Source organism: Pseudoalteromonas sp. L1 (genome assembly GCF_021728095.1).
Classification (GTDB): domain Bacteria; phylum Pseudomonadota; class Gammaproteobacteria; order Enterobacterales; family Alteromonadaceae; genus Pseudoalteromonas.
In genome coordinates this window covers 271,802-290,206 of record NZ_JAKKCT010000001.1, presented here as the reverse complement: position 1 = coordinate 290,206, position 18,405 = coordinate 271,802, and the positions used below count along the sequence as shown (strand labels likewise).

Here is an 18,405-nt window from a genome sequence, read left to right as displayed (position 1 = left end):
GTGTCTGACAGTGTAAATGCACAAACTATACCAAATTTATTATTGTTTAATTTCAATAAATTAAAGGTTAATTTAACAACGACAAAAAAATGACAACTGCGAGGGAACGATGCAAAAAGAACACCTTTGTCGCTGCCCATGGCTCGACACCAGTAAAGAAGATTATGTGGCCTATCATGATGAAGAATGGGGTGTGCCATTATATGACGATCACCGCTTATTTGAGTTTATAACCTTAGAGTCAGCACAAGCGGGACTGAGTTGGTATACCATACTTAAAAAGCGTGATGGCTATCGCAGTGCCTTCAAAAACTTTGTTGTCGAAGAGGTTGCCAGAATGACCGAAGATGACGTCGAACGGTTAATGCAGTTTGAAGGCATTATTCGTAATCGCGCTAAAATCGCTGCCACTATCAATAACGCGCAACGCTTTATTGAGATTCAAAAAGAGTTTGGTAGTTTCTCAAACTATCAATGGCAGTTTGTAGGTGGTAAACCACTGGTGAATAACCTTGAAAAGCGAGAAGATTACCCTGCTATAACAGAAGCCTCGACCGCTTTTGCTAAAGATCTAAAAAAGCGCGGCTTTAAATTTTTAGGGCCAACAACTGTTTATGCACATATGCAGGCCTGTGGCATGGTTAACGACCACAGTAATGATTGTTTTAGAAAAGCTGAAATAATTGCACAGTATTGATTGCACGATTAGTGTTAATTTGAAGCGAATAAAAACAAGTAGGTCATCTATCACAGCGTGTTGCTAAAATGACCTACACATTTTTTGGGAATAATGAAAAGCTAAAGCAGGTTAATCTCGCGACAGATTATACTTTTTCATTTTTTCGACTAGGGTTGTACGGCGTACACCTAAAATTTCAGCGGCACGTGCCACCACATAGTCATAACGCTCAAGCGCTTGGCTAATCAGGCTTATCTCTAAATCTGCTAAATACTCTTTTAGCTCAATACCTTCTTCAGGTAATAAACCTGAATCAGCTGACGCGGCTGAAAGTTCAGGCTCTTCGTCCTCATAGTCACTAAAACCACTGCTGAAAATATCGTTAAAGGCATCTCGTTCCATCAACTCTTCAGGGTATTCAGGCTCATAGGCATCGACTTCAATATAACGGTATTTGCTTGGTAAGTCTGGTATATCAACGACCTTATCAGGGAACATGATCACCATACGCTCAACGAGGTTCGCCAGCTCACGAATATTGCCAGGCCACGCATGCTCTTTTAAACTTTGAATCGCGCGCTCAGTGAACTTGGCTGTGGTGCCACTTTGCTCGTTTACACGGCGCATTAACTCTTTTAATAACAGTGGAATATCGTCTGCGCGTTCGCTTAGTGATGGGTTTTCAATCGGGAATACATTTAAGCGATAAAAAAGATCTTCACGAAAATCCCCTTTTTCGATCATATCCTCAAGGTTTCTGTGGGTTGCAGCAATGATGCGCACATCAGCCTGAATAGGCTTAGTCCCCCCTACCCGCTCATAGCTTCTCTCTTGTAAAACACGTAGTAACTTCACCTGCATTTGCAATGGCATGTCACCAATTTCATCTAAAAAGAGCGTGCCACCTTGCGCCAATTCGAAGCGACCTTTACGTGCAGAAATCGCACCTGTAAAAGCGCCTTTTTCATGACCAAATAACTCACTTTCAAGTAACTCCCCAGGAATTGCTCCGCAGTTTACTGGAACAAATGGTCCTGTGTTACGCTTTGACAATAAGTGAACATTACGGGCGACAACTTCTTTACCAGTGCCAGATTCACCTAAAATGAGCACATTGGCATCTGTTTTTGCGACTTGTTCAATTAAAAATCGAACGTCTTTGACTGCGTCAGTTTCACCCACTAAACCATCAAATGATTTATGCGATTTAGACTGTTTATGCTCGCCTGGCAACATACGTTGATATTGCTGACAATCATGCAAAAGCTGGGTAGTCACATCATGGTTAAAGGGTTCACAAATTAACCCCACCACGTTAGCAATACTCAATAACGGCTTGAGTGTTTCACCTATCAGTAAGAATGGGATAGCAGGAAACTGCTTTATAACGGTTTCATGACTTAGTTGCTGTAAAGCCCCAAGAATGACCATACACTCTTGCTGTTGGTGCTTTTCACAAAATGTTTGCAGTGTTGACTCATCAACCAATTGAACAGCTTCACCTATAAAGGTAAGTGCTGCATGTAAACCTATCGCACGATTATTATTATTGTCTAAAATTAAGATCATTATTGGCGAACCATAGTTACCACTCGGTTAGTTAATTTTTAAATTGTAAGCGAGTTTGAACGGGATGCAAGCGCAAAGCGGCAATTTATTGACATCAACGCCAAAAAATAGTCACTTAGTAGAAAAAGCAATACTAAACTACTAACTTAACTCAATAGAGAAGTTTTTACTTTGGTGCAGCTACGCACATTTGTATAATTCATCTAGACTAAGATAAAGAAAAAGTTAATTCTGCCGATACTATCTATGGCACTAATATTGCTTAGATTTGTTTTATTAATTGGTGTTTTAATTATAGGATTTTCTCATGGCACACATCTCAGTAAAAAAGTACAGTCAGGTTAGCGTTAGCAACATCAACGAAATGACACCGTACGAGCAGATAAACCTTATCTTCAATAATATCATTGGCAGATTAGCGGCAACAAAGGGCTTTATTGAACGTAAAGAACTTGAAAAAAAGGGTGAGAATATCTCTAGTAGCATTTTATTGTTTGGCGCTTTACAAGACGCTTTAAACTTTGAGAAAGGCGGAGAAATTTCTAATAACCTTTTATCACTTTACGACTTTTGCCAACGCCGTCTAACAGAAGCAAATATCAATAATGATATTGATGCAATTGATGACGTTATTCGAATCGTAAAAGAAATAAAAGAAGGCTGGGATGCAATTCCAGCAGATGAGCGCACACCTAAAGCTGATCAATAAAATGCCTAATAATCTGACTCTGGACGAGCAACTCACTGCCCTTTCAGAGCATATAGATAAAACTGAGATTGAGCTTGCCAGCCAATCGTTAGTGGCTATCGATAAAAAGCTAAGGGCTTGGTGTGAAAGTAGCACACCTCCAACCGAACAAGAGCTCTTAGCAATACAAACCCGTATTTCTTCCGCCATGGCCAGACTAAAAAGCGCAAGAGACAAAACACAAGCCGAGCTTCTCAGCCAACGAAAATCAAACAAGGCTATCTCTAAATATAAAGCAACTAAGCGCTAATCAAGCGTTTAGTTGTTTTTATTACCTCAATTGCGCGACTACATCACGGGTTAATATTACTTTTGCTATATCAATTGCGCGACATAAGTCGCGACTACAATACGAGTTAATATCACTTTTGTTATTTATTTTCGCAGCATAAAGGTCGACGTGGGTAAACTAATTATGTTTGTGAGGGTTTTCAAGCAAAGCGTAATACTTGATAAAAAATAGTTTGTACACCAAAACAAAAAAGCGCCAAAGAAGTTGGCGCTTAAATAAGGAAAAGTGATAAGTTTTACTAATTACTCTTTTTAACAACCCCTGGCATATTATCAAGCTGCGCTTGAACATAACTACTGGTTGAGTTTAGCTGTGCAACAAGTAAATCCATGCTGTTATATTGTGCATATAAACGAGACTCTAAAGATTCCATTTTTCTTGCAAAATCAATGCGCTCATCATCTAAACCATCTAACTGAGTTTGTTTACTGTCAATTCTGTTTTGAACAATACCATCAGAGTCAGTATAAAAGCTCATTAGCTCATCAAAAGACTGCGCAAAGCCGCCCTCGTCTTCATTGTCACCTAAAAAGAATTCTTGAACTAAATCCACATCTGCTTTTACTTGCTCATCTAAACGCTCTGCATCTAAGGTCAGTTTACCGTAACGGTCTGCTTCAACCCCAAGCTTGGATAATGACAAACTACTGCCATCACTCAAGCCAACTTCATTGGTTAGCTGTTGGCGAAGCTTTGACATCACACCACGAAGCATAGAGTCACCGGCCATAACCCCAGCTCCGTCTTCGCCTGAGCGGCCAAGATTTTTGCTTAGCTCAAGTAACTCATTATAGCTTTCAATAAAACTGTTTAAGCCAGCCTTTATGTTACTATTATTCTCAGTAACCTTTAATGAGCTGTCATCATCATCTGCACCGTGTACTTTTTTAGCTGTAATATCTACGCCATCGATAACATTCTTAAACTCATTCGTGTTACTGGTCACGGTGAGTGTGCCATCAATGGTAATTTGTGCATTCTGCGCAGCATCAACTTCGGTTAAATTAGTAACATGATTAGCAGGATCGGCATCTGATACATCATATGCTAAGCGAGAAAGGCCACCTGTATCAGTGTTGTTACCATCATTATCTTGCACTGTAATGCTGATGGCATTTTCTTCACCGGTTTCTTTACTTGTTAATACTAAATGTTGTCCAGCGTCCGTAGTAACTATTGTTGCTGTCACAGAGTCATTGCTATCAGTACCCGTGAATGGACCATTATTTATTTGGTCTCGTAAATCCTCTAATGTATTTGTTGGTGACAAGACAGTAGAAAAACTATTTTCGCCTGAGCTAATGGTAATAACGCCACTACCAATCGGCTCATCCGCAGCAAAGGCTGGTGATGACAACTTATGTGCTTGTGCGAGCGCATCAACCTTTACATTATAACCACCAGGCTGAGCGTCTTTATCTGATTCAACGGAAAGAAAGTCATCACCACCAGAAATGCTTCTTCTTTGATAGTTTTCAACATCACCTAATGCTTCCATTGAGGTTTGCAGTTTTTCAAGTGCTGATTTGAGTGCACCAGCTGCTGAAATATCCGTTGTTAACGTTGCTTCTCTTTTATTTAAACGTGAAGTAAAAGGGGTGCGCTCAGCATTAACTAACGCATCAACAATATCTGATACTGCTAAACCTGAACCTAAACCATTAAATGAAATAGCCATAACACATCCTCTTAATTACCTATTTAAATCAAAGTAGCAAAAAGCTAAGCTGTTTGATCAATTAAAAAACCAGCGGTTTCTGAAAGTTTAGCCACTAGGCTCAACACTTCTTCAGATGGGTATTGCTTAATTAGCTCACCACTGTTTTTATCAACCACTTTAATAACATCACGGCCCGACTCTTCATCAACTTGAAACTGCAAACTGCGATTCATTTCGCCCATGAAGTCTTGCAATTGTTGCGCCATTTTCTCAAGCTGCTCGCGGCCCAATTCATCTTTTTCACCGCTTTGTTGCACTTGTTGATAATTTTGCTCTGTTTGTTGTTGAAGTGTATTTTCCGTTTTATTTGATTCATCAACCGCCGTTGCTGTCAGTTGTGGACTCGCAGCTAACTTATCGTCAGCTTTTTGCGGAGCCACTGCAAAATCAGGGCTTTGGGTTATTGCACTCATAACGCCTCCTTAAACATTTTACCCTATGGCTAATACAACAAAAGGAGATTAGCTAAGCCAATCTCCTTTTTATTTTAGTTAACTAATGCTGACTTAACCATTAGTTGTTGTAACTAATCACACTATTAACCAATTAAGCTAAGCGCTGCTTGTGGTAATTGGTTCGCTTGCGACAAGATTGATGTACCTGCTTGTTGCAAGATTTGGTTTTTAGTCATGTGTGCAGTTTCTGTTGCAAAGTCAGTATCTTGAATACGGCTACGTGAAGCAGATACGTTTTCAGAGATGTTTGCAAGGTTACTGATTGTGTGACCAAAACGGTTTTGAACCGCACCTAGGCTCGCACGTTGGCTATCAATCTGTGCAATTGCCGAGTCAATAACATCAATTGCTTCTTGAGCAGATGCTTGGCTAGTTGAGATATTGATGCTGTTAACATCATTCAACTGTGACGATGCACCAGATAAAATCTCAGCTGTATCCGCAGTACCGTCATCACCTACAGTAAATGATTGAGTCGATGTTAGCTTAAGCTCTGATGAAACAGAAACCGCAGCATTAGTCGCGCCTGCAACAATCGCAGTGCCTGCACTATCGGTGAATGAAAGCGTACCCGCCGTAGCACCTGTTACTTCAATACCTTCAACATCAGTTGCTTTTAGGTCAATTGTATTTGCATCTGCGTCGTAAGTTACATCGAAGCCGTCTTTTGCAAGGTCATCCGATAGACGCTCAGTGTTACCTGCGTAGTCAGCTAAATCATATGTTTTGCCACCAATCGCTAAAGTACCATCATCATCAACTGATAGGTTGCCAAGAGTCACTTCAAGAGAAGCCTCCGCTGTGATACCTGTGCTTTGAGCATTTAAAGCATCTGCAACATCTTTAGCTGAATCAGTCGCGGCAACAGAAATTGTTGCTGCACCTTTATAGCCCGAGAAAGTTACATCACCGGCAGTTACGGCATTGTTAGTCGCCAGATCGCTTGCTGCAGCTAGACCATAAACTGAACCTGCACCTTTAATTTCATTTGCACCAAGGTCATTAGAACTTGTACCATCTAATGTGATGTCAATTGTTTGGTTTGCATTTGAACCAACTTGGAACTGTTTTGTACCAAAGCTACCATCTAGTAGTTTTACACCACCGAATGTCGTTGTATCAGCGATACGTGTTAATTCTGTTTGTAGTGCTACAACTTCTTCTTGAAGTGCATCACGGTCTTCAGCAGAGTTTGAACCGTTAGCTGATTGTAGTGCTAGCTCACGCATACGTTGAAGGATACTTGTTGACTCATTCATCGCACCTTCAGCAGTTTGTGCCATTGAGATACCGTCGTTAGCATTACGTTGTGCTACTGCTAGACCATTTACCTGTGAAGTTAAACGGTTTGAAATTTGTAGGCCTGCCGCATCATCTTTTGCGCTGTTGATACGCATACCTGATGCTAAACGTTCCATTGAAGTTGCTAAGCCTTCACTTGAACGAGACAAGTTACGTTGAGCATTTAATGAAGATACATTTGTATTTACTGATAAAGCCATGATAAAACTCCTGATTACTTTCGTAATATATCTGTTTTGATTTAACCAAGAACTTTCACAATTGTATGTTCAAGCTCTGTACTGGTTAAGTTAACGGCAGGTGAAGATTTATCTTTAGACTTTTTTTCAAAAAAATTAATATTTTTATTAGAAAATAATTTAACTGTTTAAAATTATTGAATTTTATTATTCATTAAAACGTCTATTTAAAGAAGATGTTTTGCATTCAATCCCTACATTTATTGCTTAAAAGAGCCATTATTACGTTTTCTACTAACGCAGTGATGCTTATGCAACCGATAGCCACAACTATTACTCATCGTACTTATTAATAGCTATTTCAAGATAAAGTTGCCCGTAAGTTCTGGGCAAAATTTAATTGTTGATATCCACCTAGGATAGCAAAAGATCTGACACCTAAAACAAAAAACGCACTCAGTGAGTGCGTTTTTAAAGTAACAACTAATGTTAGCCACCCAACAGGCTGATTGCTGCTTGTGGTATTTGATTCGCTTGCGACAAAATTGACGTACCCGCTTGTTGCAAGATTTGGTTTTTCGTCATGTGCGCTGTTTCTGTAGCAAAGTCAGTATCTTGAATACGGCTACGTGAAGCCGATACGTTTTCAGCAACATTCGCTAAGTTACTAATTGTGTGACCAAAACGGTTTTGTACCGCACCTAGTCCAGCTCGAATACTGTCAATTTGTGCAATTGCCGAGTCGATAACATCAATAGCACTTTGCGCACCATCTTGAGACGATGCAATATCAATATCTTTAACAGTAGATAACGTAGAGGCAGTTCCTGCAACAAGTTCTGCCGCGTCTGCCGTACCATCATCACCCACTGTAAACTGTTGAGTTGAGGTAAGTCTTAGTTCAGACGTTTTACTCACATCAGCTGCTGTTGCATTACCATCTAACTGCACCGTAGCACCTGGTAGCGTTGAACCTGTGATTTCAACCCCATTCACACCTTCAGCAGTTAGATCAATAGAGCCTGTATCTGCATCAAATTTTACATTAAAGCCATCTTTAGCAAGCTCTTCAGATAAACGTTCCGCGTTACCCGCAAACGTTGCTAAATCATAAGATTTAGTACCAACGTTTAAAGTACCATCATCATCAACACCTAAATTGTCGATTGTTACATTTACATAAGCTTTTGCTTCAATACCTGTATTCTCTGCATTAATTGCCTCAGCAACATCCACTGCTGATTGTGTATTTGCATAGGTATGTGTATAAGCACCCTTATAACCAGAGAAAGTTACGCTGCCACCAGTACCATTAGCAAACTCTGTTGCAAGTGTTGAGTTATTAAACTCACCAAAAACTGTACCACCACCTTTCACTTCATGTGAGCCGATATCACCCGCAGCTGTGCTCTCAAGTGTTACATCTATCGTTTGGTTCGCATCTGAGCCCACTTGGAATTGCTTAGTGCCAAAGGTTCCATCGAGTAGCTGTACACCACCGAACGTTGTTGTATCAGAGATACGAGTTAATTCTGTTTGTAATGCTGTAACTTCTTGCTGTAGCGCGTCTCTATCTTCTGCTGAGTTTGAACCATTTGCAGCTTGAAGCGCAAGCTCACGCATACGTTGTAAGATACTTGTAGACTCTTGCATCGCACCTTCAGCTGTTTGCGCCATTGAGATACCATCATTTGCGTTACGCTGTGCGACTGCAAGACCGTTTATTTGTGATGTTAAACGGTTTGAAATTTGTAGGCCCGCTGCATCGTCTTTGGCGCTATTAATACGCATACCTGACGCTAAGCGTTCCATTGAGGTTGTTAAACCTTGACTTGATTTATTCAGATTACGCTGTGCGTTTAGTGACGACACATTAGTATTGACTGTTAATGCCATTTTACCATCTCCTAGTTTTAATTAGGCTGTGGTCCAATGATAATGTGAGGAACCACGCGCTTTGTAAAACACATAAAGCAGGAAGCGTGCCAGCTCAAAAATAAATTTTAAGATCATGTTTTATAAGCGTTTTTAATTCACTCCTTATGATAAAGCTCATAATAAAAAAGCCAGTGACAATTTATTGCCACTGGCTTTTTTAGAAATAGGCAAACTATTTCCGATGTTTTGTCACTATAAATAATCAAACAATGTTAAGTTGGCTAAGCGTCCAAAGGTTGCTTGTGATGCCTGCAACGCTGTTTCATGTTTCGTTAAATCGCTAATCGCTTCGGCCATATCAACTTCAACTAAGTTTGCTTTACTCTCTTTATTATTAATATCTAACGCGCTATTTGAGTCAGTCACTTGTTCAACCAAGTTCATACGTGCACCTAAACTTGCTTGAGTAAACACAACTTGATCACTGGCATTTTGTAATTGCACCAAACCATCAGCGAGTGCATCGTGCAGCTCATCACCTTCAAGGCCACTATTAAGGCTAGTGATCAGGTTTTGCATGGTATTGAGTACATTTTCTTTTTGCGGTTGCTGCAACGAAAAGTCAAACGTACCAGGGGCTGCGCCCTCTAGCTTAAACTCCATACCAGCATATTCAATTGGCTCACCTGTGTATTCACCAGTCACTGCTGGGGTGATTGGATTACCATAGCCGTCATTAATAACATAGGTATCAGGGTCACCAGGGTTAACACCTGGAACAAGTTCGACTTGAAATGTATTATCTGCAGGCAATGCCGTCGGGTTCAAGTCGTAATTCGCTTGATGGAACTTATCAAAATCAGCTTGTTTTTTGACATACACAGTACCCGATGTAACACCGCCTGCCGCTGTTCCCTCATTTGATACTACATCAAGGCGGGCATTCACTTTTTCGAACGCAGTAAAACCATTATCACTTGAGCGAACATCAACACCTTTAGCTATTGTTACTTTATGCTGTCCCTGATCGCCTTGATATTCATATAGGCCAGTTAGCGTATTCAGGCTGTATGTTTGCGTGCTATCTTGATAACCAGAAAAAATATACTTGCCATCTTCAGATTGACTATTCATTGAGCTGAGCAAAGACTTTTGCAGCTCCTCCAGCTCACTGGCAATGGTTTGTAAGTCTGTCTGGCTCATCGCCCCATTACCGGCACGAATTGCTAGCTCTTGCGCAGCCTGAATGGTGGTATTGATATTTTGTAGTACACTTTCTTCTGTTTCTAATCGGCCATTCAGTTGATTAATATTTTTAGTATACTGCTCGTTTGTCTGGATTTTATTTGTAAATAAAGATGCTTGCGAGTAGGCAGATGGGCTTTCTGACGTCGATAAATATTTTTGCCCAGTATTCACGCGCTCTTGTGCATTCGCAACACCTTGCTGCCCTTCAAGAATTTTGTTGATACTGCTTTGGTACATTAAATTATTAGATAAACGCATAATTACCTCGCCGCACTTAATAAGGTATCAAAAACTGAACGGGCAGTCGCAAGCACTTGTGCAGACGCCGCATAAGATTGTTGAAAACGAAGCAAATTAGCTGCTTCTTCATCTAGGTTTACACCTGACAAAGACTCATACCATGCTTCAGATTGCTCAGCCAACGCTGTAAAAGCTGCGCCATTCGTTTGAGCTTGCCCTGTAACCACACCAATATCAGACACTAAACCAGTATAGGCTTGATTAACGGTTTGATGGTTATTATCTGCTGAGCCGTCAACATTTCGTCTCACGATATTTGAATTCTGAATATCAGCTAGCAATAAACCATTACGGTTATCGTCAATTCCGCCTTCATTTGCTTCCACAGTAAATGTATCACCTAAAGCAGGCGTACCTTCTATATCGAAATCAAAACCGTAATTTACAAAGTTACCGCCTGCTGCTGAAAGCACATTTTTTAATGGCGGTGTTCCGTTGAATGTTTCAGTATTAACCCCATCAGACACTGTATATTCATCTGGCTCTGCAGTTTTAGAAATCGTAATACTGCCATTAGGTAAACTGACTGGAGAACCGAAATAGCCTGCATCGGTTACTGTTCCAGCAGTAATACTGGCATCACTGGTGTTGTTGATATCATTAGCTGTTCGAATAGGCGATGCAAGCGCTAAGTCTTCGGGTCTGTTTGTAGCTAGCTCTAAATTGCCAGAAGCTTGAGAGTTTAATTTAACCATAAACTTATCACCGACATTCGCCGTGCCAGAAACATTGAGCTCTAAACCAAATGACTCACCACCGGCAGGTGTAATAGTTGAAGAGTCAATAACCCCCCCCACGACATCTGCGGTTGTTACTGCACCAATTGGCTCACCTTTATTATCAACTGCTTGGATTTCCACTGTCGTAGGGCTGGTATAACTAATCACAAAATCACTGGCTGGTAGTGAACTACCAAACCCAGCTTCAACAGTTGCCGTCATTGATGCGTTACCCGTATTTGCCTGATACGCAAGGCCATTGGTTGAAGGGATAGCAAAAATATCTCCGCCCATTTCACCATTCGCAGTCATACCTAGGTGATTCTGTTGGTTAAATGCATCAGCAAGCGCCAACCCCATTTGACCAAGCTGGTTGTGTGCCGGCACGAGGATGTCATCACGAAATGATAAAAGACCACCAATTTTGCCTTTTAATTTACCCGTATCCACCTCAAGCGGCACAGCTTTGCCACCATTGACATCTAACTTAAGTTCTTGAAAACTCGGATCAGGATCGCCTGTTAAAGAAAATAAATTAAATGTACCATTTTCCATAACTAAGGCTTCGCCTGTGCCTAAATAAACTTGCTTTTCACCGTTACTGCCATCAAGCGTTTCAATATCAATTAATTCAGATAAATCACGAATCGCTTTATCACGTTCATTATAAAGGCTACTTGAAAGTGACTCACGGTCAGTGCCATCAACAGCAACAATTTGTGAATTCAGTTCACTTATACTTTGAATTAAATTATTCGCTTCTTCGGAAAAGATTTCTAGCTGCTCATTCACAACCGCTTTTTGCTCTGAAACAATCCCCGATAGTCTATCCATCTGATCAATTAGATTCTGTGCATCTGTCATCACTAAAGAACGCGCAACATTTGACGATGGCTGATTTAGGCTTTCTTGAATATTATTAAAAAACGAATTAACACTAGTTGATACGCTATTTGATTCTTCTGAGAATAAGCTATCCATGCGGCTTGCTTCTGTAACAAATTGGTCAAAAAATGCTTTACTTGAAGTGTCACGATTGAGCTGTTTTTGCGCAAACTCATTGAGTAAACGATAAGTTTCACCACGACCAACTTGATTGTCGATCATGGTAGTAAATTCTGTTCGCTCACGTACATAGCCTTCTGTATTAACATTGGCTATGTTTTTACTGGTGGTTTGCAGCAACTGTGAGTTTGCTCTTATACCAGCATTTGCAATGTCATAAATATTAAATGACATGAGGGCTTACTCCTTAACGTACCAATGAAGCAGCAACACTTTGAAGCTCAACACGCTTTAGTACCTGCTTTATTTTATCGGCATAATTTGGGTCTGTTGCATAACCTGCTTTTTGTAAAGAATCTAAAAATGCTGCAGGCTCTGCGGTGTTTTCAAGTGCTTCTTGATAACGAGGATTCTCATTGAGGAAATCCACAAAATCATGAACACTTTCTTTAATCGATTGATAAGAACGAAAACTGGCTTGTTTCTTAACAGGCACACCTTGCTCAAACTCCAAAGTAAGTTTGCTTGCTTTGTCACCTTGCCAGCTTTTATCAGATTTAATATTGAATAAGTTGTTACTACTGGTGCCGTCTGCTTTGCTAATAATGTGTTTCCCCCAACCTGTCTCAAGGGCAGCTTGCGCAACCATGACAGCAGGGTTTAAACCAATTTTCTCAGCTGCATTTTTAGCATGTTCCCACACCGTGCTGATAAATGATTCAGCATCATCAAAGCGATTTTCAGTTTGTTCATTGGCTGACGTAGTCTCGACAGTTTTAGTCGTCGTATCTGACTGTTCAACACCACTTACACGTCTATCACTGTTAAACTCAGTTGTAGTCCTAAGCACAGAGCCTGGCATAAATTTTTTGCCATCAGGCGATAACTGCTGAACAATAAGATCTGCTAAACCCAATGAGCCATTTGAAGACAGCTCGACTGATAGTTGCTGATCATGCATTTCTTCAAAAAACTTTACGCCACTGGTGTTAAAAGGACTGTCTTTATCTTCGAACGCTTCATTCGCTTTACGCATACTCTTTAAGAGCATTTGTGTGAAGATAGATTCAAATTGTGCCGCCGCCTTTTTTAACGCCTCTTTTGACGCATCGCTAGAGGCATCACTTTTTAGGGCACTTTGACGTAATGAGTCTAAGTTACCTAAATCAAAAAAGTTTTGCTTGTCGAGATGATTAGTATCCATCAGCTTTTTGACACAATAATTATTAATACCCGATTAAATGCAAAAAATGAGCCAACAAATAAGAGAAAAGAATTTAGAATAATAACGCAGAGACTAAAAACGCGCTTTCGCGCGTTTTTAATTAATTAGATAATCACAAGTTGTCCGTTTATGGCCCCTGCTTGCTTAAGTGCTTCAAGAATGGCCATTAAGTCACCTGGCGCTGCCCCCACTTCGTTAATAGCACGCACCAGATCATCAAGACTAATTCCTGGATTAAATACAAATGCACGAGAATCATCTTGGTCAACATCGATAATGCTTTGATTAGTCACAACTGTTTCACCCTCGCTAAATGCGTTTGGCTGCGAAACATTTTGCTGCTCAGCGATGGTAACGGTTAATCCACCATGCGTAATCGCCGCCGGTTGCAATTTAACATTCTTACCAATCACTATCGTGCCTGTACGTGAGTTAACAATAATTTTTGCTGCTGTGTCAGCGGGTTTGAACTCCAAATTTTCAAGCGTTGATAAATAAGCAACACGCTGCGATGCATCACGAGGTGCAAGTACTCTTACTGACGCCGCATCAATTGCTTGCGCACTATTTGGACCAACTAAGTCATTAATTGTTTGCTCTAATCTTTTTGCTGTTGTGAAATCAGGACGATTCAAGTTAAAGGTAATGTAGTCGCCTTGCATAAACGGGCTTTTAACTGCTCTCTCAACCGTTGCGCCATTAGGAATACGCCCAACAGTGGGTGTGTTGATAATAACACGGCTACCGTCAGCACCTTCTGCGCCTAACCCACCAACGACAAGGCTACCTTGGGCAATCGCATAGGTGTTGCCATCAACCCCTTTTAAGAAGGTTTGCAGTAATGTACCGCCACGTAAGCTTCCTGCACTACCAATTGAAGAGACAGTGATGTCAATTGTTTGGCCAGGCTTTCTAAATGCAGGCAGTTCTGCATGCACAGCAACGGCGGCAACATTTTTAATTTTTGGCTTTAAACTCGCCGGCAAAGTTATGCCAAAACCATTAAGCATGGCTTTAAAGCTTTGTTCAGTAAAACGGCTTTGTTCACCAGTACCTGGCAAACCAACCACCAGACCATAGCCAACTAATTGGTTAGAGCGAACACCTTCGACCATAGAAACATCTTTAACCCGCTCAGCCTGCACACTAAACTGCAAACTAAGTAAGCAAAGTGCGATGATGCATTTAACCCCATTCATGATGTGTTACCTCTAAAAAGGAAAAAGTGAACTACTGAAGAATCGTGAAAGCCATCCAGCACTTTGCGACTCTTGCATTTGCCCTTTTCCTGAATATTGAATTCGTGCATTCGCAATGCGATTCGATGTGACTGTATTATCTGCGGTCACATCTTCAGGGCGAACTAAGCCTTCTAAACGAATAAATTCTTCGCCTGTATTTAAGGTTAGCCACTTTTCACCGCGGATCACTAGGTTGCCATTAGGCAAAACGCGCATTACATTGACGGATATATCACCAAATAAGCTATTAGACTGGTTTGACTTTGAATCGCCTTTAAATGATGAACCTGAGCCAATACCAAACTGGATGCTATCTCCGCCTATATTAACTGGGTTTCCACCTAAGCCGATAACCGGATCTAAGCTCGCATCCGTTTCTTTATCTGTTTCAGTTTTTGCCGCTTTCGATGCTTGCGTAGACTCTTGCAACTTAACAGTAATAATATCGCCTGTTCTGAGTGCTTTTTTATCTGAATACAGATCATTTGACAGGTAACTATCAAACAATGAACCTGTTGGTACCATTTGTTCAGCAGAAGGCTCTGGATACATAGGTGCATAGTAAGGGTCATCCTGAACCACATGGTGGTTCTGTGTTGACATACAACCACCTAACATAAGTGCTGCCGATGTGACTAAGATAATATTACGCATGCGACCTCCTACCCATTAAAGCTGCTGATTAATGTAGCTAAGCATTTCATCAACGGCTGAAATCACTTTTGAATTCATTTCATAAATTCGTTGCGTTTCAATCAGATTAACAAGCTCTTCAGTTACATTAACGTTCGACGTTTCAAGTGATCCTTGAACCACAGTACCTAGGCCATCAATTCCTGGATTACCTTGCACAGGCGCACCACTTACAGCGGTTTCTGTATAAAGGTTTTGCCCCATCGGCTCTAAACCCGACGGATTAATAAAATCACTGATTGTAAGCTGACCAATCACGACATTTTCTGCTTGTCCTGCCACCCGCACAGATACTTCACCATCTTGTGAAACAGTGATTGATTGCGCATCGTCAGGGACATTCATTTCAGGCTGAATAGGGAAACCCGCACCAGAGGTTACAATTCGGCCATCTTCATCGGTTGTAAATTGACCATTACGTGAGTAAGCAATATTTCCATCTGGCAGTTGTACTTCGAAAAAGCCAGGTCCTGAAATCATCCAATCGAGTGAGTTTTCGGTGGTAAGCATATTACCTTGCGAAAAGTTCTTTTGGTTTGCAACTACTTTTGCACCCGCACCAAGCATTAAACCTGATGGCATTTCAGTATCTTGTGATGAGCGACCACCAGGCTGATTGATATTTTGATATAGTAAATCTTCGAATACAGCACGGCTTTTTTTATAGCCTACTGTGCTGGCATTCGCGAGATTATTTGAAATCACCGAAATATCGGTTTGTTGGGCATCAAGCCCTGTTTTACTGATCCACAATGCAGGATTCATAATTCTACCCTCTCAGTGCTATTAAACGATGCGTAACAGCTGATCTTGACGTTCATCAATCTCTTCCGCTGTTTTCATCAATTTAACTTGTAATTCAAATTGGCGTTGATGGCTGATCATATCGACCATTTCATGTACAGGATTCACATTGGACATTTCAAGTGTGCCTGATAACACCTCTACATTTTCTGACACATCACAAAAGGTACATTGACCATTCACTAAGGTCTCTGGTTTTGGCCGAAATAAGCCATCATTACCTTTTTCAAGTTGCGTGTTATCAGCCTCAATAACCTTAAGTCTGTCAACGACTTCTAAAAAGTTTGCTGGCGCACCTTGAGGTCGAACTTGAATAGAACCATCTGAACTAAATTCAACTTTTTCAATGGGCAGTGGCAAAATAATCGGACCACCTTCGCCAATAACTTGACGTCCATGGCTGGTCATTAATGCGCCATCGGGAGTAATGTTTAATGTACCGGCTTTTGTATAAGCTTCGTTACCTGAGGCATCTTGAACACTTAGCCAACCTCTATCACTCAATGCAACATCAAGATCGCGTCCAGTCTCAACATACCCACCCGACTCCATATTTGAGCCAGGTCGCTCTTGCATAGAAAACACGCGTGTAGGCATGCCTTCACCAAACGCTTGCATAGAGCGGGCTTGTGCAAAATCAGCTTTAAAGCCAGTGGTGTTAGCATTAGCAAGGTTATTAGCCTTTAGGGCCAGACCTCGCATACTTTGCTTAGCACCCGACATGGCAATGTAGACCATTTTGTCCATAACATTGACTCATTAAAAATACGATATTTGATAAATGCAATAACAGTGCCAAAGTAAAATTGACGCCTTATTTAGCGCTTATGAAGTGTAGAGTTCTGTGTTGTAGCAGGTGTGGGTCTAGATGACTAAAATGAAAAAGGCTGCCTGTTAAAGAGCAGCCCTTGTGTCGGATTAAGTTGAAGATCCGCTATTATTAACGGATCTGTAAGATATTTTGTTGCAGCGTAGAGTTCACTTCAAGCGCACGCGAGTTTGCTTGGAAGTTACGCTGTGCACTAATCAAATCAACTAACTCAGACGTTAAGTTTACGTTTGACTGCTCAAGAGCAGAAGAATTCACAGTACCAAGCGTACCTGAACCTGGCTCCCCGGCAATAGGCTCACCTGAGGTTAAGCTTTTCTTCCACGATGTATCACCCACTTGTTGTAAGCCTTGTGAATTAGAAAAACGAACCATGGCAACTTGCCCTAGGAATGAGGTATCACCATTACTGTACGAAGCAACAACCTTACCATCTGTGCCAATATCAATACCTGCTAAGCGGCCCACTGTTGCGCCATCTTGTTCAAGTGCTTTAACTTCAAAGCGGCTGGCATACTGGGTTGGTATTTTATTTGTAGTACCTGCTTCATCACGCCAGTTAATATTAACGTCTTCAGGGAAACTCGCACCATTTGATAATAAGTCAGATAAACCAACCCCTGCACCCGCACCATTTGGGATAGAAAGTGGGTTGAAGGTAGCATCTGTATTTGGCGCACCATTTGTATTTAATGGTAAACCACTTGAATCAAACTGAAATGTTGATAATGGCGTGTAAGGCGCAGCTGTTTCTTCAACACCTGCTGGGCTAAATGGTTTTTCATCGAGCGTAGCATACACTTGCCATTCATTGTCATTACCCGTTACGGTCGCATCTGTTTTCACAAAGTAAAGCTGTAAAACGTGCGGCTCACCCAGTGAGTCATATATCGTTGTCGATGTCGAACTGTTATAAGACGCACTAGTTTCAGGGTCAAAAGGCGTGACCGTTGGCGTAGTAGAACGTGAATCAAGATTGAACGATGAATACACGTTATTGGTTGAACGCGGCGAGCCTGATGAGTCTGGAATTTGAATAGCTGAAGAGGTACTTAAGCTCACTGACGTTGTGTCACCTGTAGCAGGATCGACTGGAAAGCCTTGTAAGTAGTTTCCTTTAGCATCAACAACAAAGTTATCTTTATTTAACTTAAATGCACCAGCGCGCGTATAAGTAAAGTCTTGAGCTCCTAGCTCTTGGCTCATCGCGAAGTAACCTTCACCGGTGATGGCTAAATCAAGCGAGTTATTGGTAAACTGTAGTGAACCCTGATGGAACTGTTGAGCCACCATGGTTGTTTGCACACCATCACCATTCTTAGTTCGACCAGAGCTAAACACTGAAGATGCATATACATCCGCAAATTCAGCTCGTGATTCTTTAAAGCCTGTCGTATTAACGTTGGCAATATTATTTGCTGTTACATCTAAATCTTTTTGCGCGGCAGCAAGTCCGGTTAATGCAATATTGAAGCTCATAAGTCACCTCTAAAGTGTCAATCTGTAGCACTTGGCTAAC

16 protein-coding genes are annotated in these 18,405 nt (G+C 41.1%); 3 read left to right on the top strand and 13 right to left on the bottom strand.

Annotated elements, in window-relative coordinates; genetic code table 11:
• Nucleotides 1–109: 109 nt before the first annotated feature.
• Complete coding sequence (locus L3V38_RS01280; protein WP_237118131.1) at nucleotides 110–697, top strand: DNA-3-methyladenine glycosylase I; 588 nt, start codon at nucleotides 110–112, stop codon at nucleotides 695–697.
• A gap of 111 nt (nucleotides 698–808) precedes the next feature.
• Here the strand turns inward: L3V38_RS01280 and L3V38_RS01275 are convergent, their stop codons facing one another.
• Entirely contained in the window at nucleotides 809–2,248 is a 1,440-nt protein-coding gene (locus L3V38_RS01275; protein ID WP_237118130.1) for a sigma-54 dependent transcriptional regulator, read from the bottom strand.
• A 307-nt stretch (nucleotides 2,249–2,555) separates the two neighbouring features.
• On the opposite strand from L3V38_RS01275, the gene fliS reads away from it, so the two are divergent.
• Both fliS and L3V38_RS01265 read left to right on the top strand, forming a co-directional pair.
• Nucleotides 2,556–2,957 carry a flagellar export chaperone FliS gene (gene fliS, locus L3V38_RS01270; protein ID WP_062569718.1) on the top strand — a complete coding sequence of 134 codons (402 nt, stop codon included), beginning with the start codon at nucleotides 2,556–2,558 and terminating at the stop codon, nucleotides 2,955–2,957.
• Nucleotides 2,914–3,246: a hypothetical protein gene (locus L3V38_RS01265; protein ID WP_237118774.1), complete on the top strand. Its 333-nt coding sequence runs from the start codon at nucleotides 2,914–2,916 to the stop codon at nucleotides 3,244–3,246. Before fliS ends, L3V38_RS01265 begins: the two co-directional genes overlap by 44 nt.
• A gap of 280 nt (nucleotides 3,247–3,526) precedes the next feature.
• On the opposite strand, the gene fliD is transcribed toward L3V38_RS01265, so the two are convergent.
• The 12 genes from fliD to flgE form a co-directional block, all read right to left on the bottom strand.
• Nucleotides 3,527–4,966 (bottom strand): flagellar filament capping protein FliD, encoded by a 1,440-nt coding sequence (gene fliD / locus L3V38_RS01260; RefSeq protein WP_237118129.1) that lies wholly within the window; start codon nucleotides 4,964–4,966, stop codon nucleotides 3,527–3,529.
• Nucleotides 4,967–5,010: 44 nt separating this feature from the next.
• Complete coding sequence (locus L3V38_RS01255) at nucleotides 5,011–5,421, bottom strand: flagellar protein FlaG (RefSeq protein ID WP_237118128.1); 411 nt, start codon at nucleotides 5,419–5,421, stop codon at nucleotides 5,011–5,013.
• A 125-nt stretch (nucleotides 5,422–5,546) separates the two neighbouring features.
• Nucleotides 5,547–6,965, bottom strand: a complete 1,419-nt coding sequence (locus L3V38_RS01250) for a flagellin (RefSeq protein WP_237118127.1) — start codon at nucleotides 6,963–6,965, stop codon at nucleotides 5,547–5,549.
• A 468-nt stretch (nucleotides 6,966–7,433) separates the two neighbouring features.
• Nucleotides 7,434–8,840, bottom strand: coding sequence for a flagellin (locus L3V38_RS20240; RefSeq protein WP_130150466.1), 1,407 nt, complete (start codon nucleotides 8,838–8,840; stop codon nucleotides 7,434–7,436).
• A gap of 234 nt (nucleotides 8,841–9,074) precedes the next feature.
• A complete protein-coding gene (gene flgL, locus L3V38_RS01235) occupies nucleotides 9,075–10,328 on the bottom strand; it encodes a flagellar hook-associated protein FlgL (protein ID WP_130150465.1) in 1,254 nt (417 codons plus the stop codon).
• A gap of 2 nt (nucleotides 10,329–10,330) precedes the next feature.
• Complete coding sequence (flgK, locus tag L3V38_RS01230; RefSeq protein ID WP_237118126.1) at nucleotides 10,331–12,328, bottom strand: flagellar hook-associated protein FlgK; 1,998 nt, start codon at nucleotides 12,326–12,328, stop codon at nucleotides 10,331–10,333.
• Between the two features lie 13 nt (nucleotides 12,329–12,341).
• On the bottom strand, nucleotides 12,342–13,298 hold the full coding sequence (flgJ, locus tag L3V38_RS01225) for a flagellar assembly peptidoglycan hydrolase FlgJ (RefSeq protein ID WP_237118125.1): 957 nt from the start codon (nucleotides 13,296–13,298) through the stop codon (nucleotides 12,342–12,344).
• A gap of 125 nt (nucleotides 13,299–13,423) precedes the next feature.
• The gene (locus L3V38_RS01220) at nucleotides 13,424–14,518 is read right to left on the bottom strand and encodes a flagellar basal body P-ring protein FlgI (RefSeq protein ID WP_130150462.1); all 1,095 of its coding nucleotides are present in this window, start codon (nucleotides 14,516–14,518) and stop codon (nucleotides 13,424–13,426) included.
• 12 nt (nucleotides 14,519–14,530) lie between these two features.
• Nucleotides 14,531–15,214 (bottom strand): flagellar basal body L-ring protein FlgH, encoded by a 684-nt coding sequence (gene flgH, locus L3V38_RS01215; protein WP_130150461.1) that lies wholly within the window; start codon nucleotides 15,212–15,214, stop codon nucleotides 14,531–14,533.
• Nucleotides 15,215–15,229: 15 nt separating this feature from the next.
• Entirely contained in the window at nucleotides 15,230–16,018 is a 789-nt protein-coding gene (flgG, locus tag L3V38_RS01210; RefSeq protein WP_062569707.1) for a flagellar basal-body rod protein FlgG, read from the bottom strand.
• 21 nt (nucleotides 16,019–16,039) lie between these two features.
• Complete coding sequence (locus L3V38_RS01205) at nucleotides 16,040–16,804, bottom strand: flagellar basal body rod protein FlgF (protein WP_062569706.1); 765 nt, start codon at nucleotides 16,802–16,804, stop codon at nucleotides 16,040–16,042.
• 193 nt (nucleotides 16,805–16,997) lie between these two features.
• Complete coding sequence (gene flgE / locus L3V38_RS01200) at nucleotides 16,998–18,365, bottom strand: flagellar hook protein FlgE (RefSeq protein WP_130150460.1); 1,368 nt, start codon at nucleotides 18,363–18,365, stop codon at nucleotides 16,998–17,000.
• Between the last annotated feature and the right edge of the window lie 40 nt (nucleotides 18,366–18,405).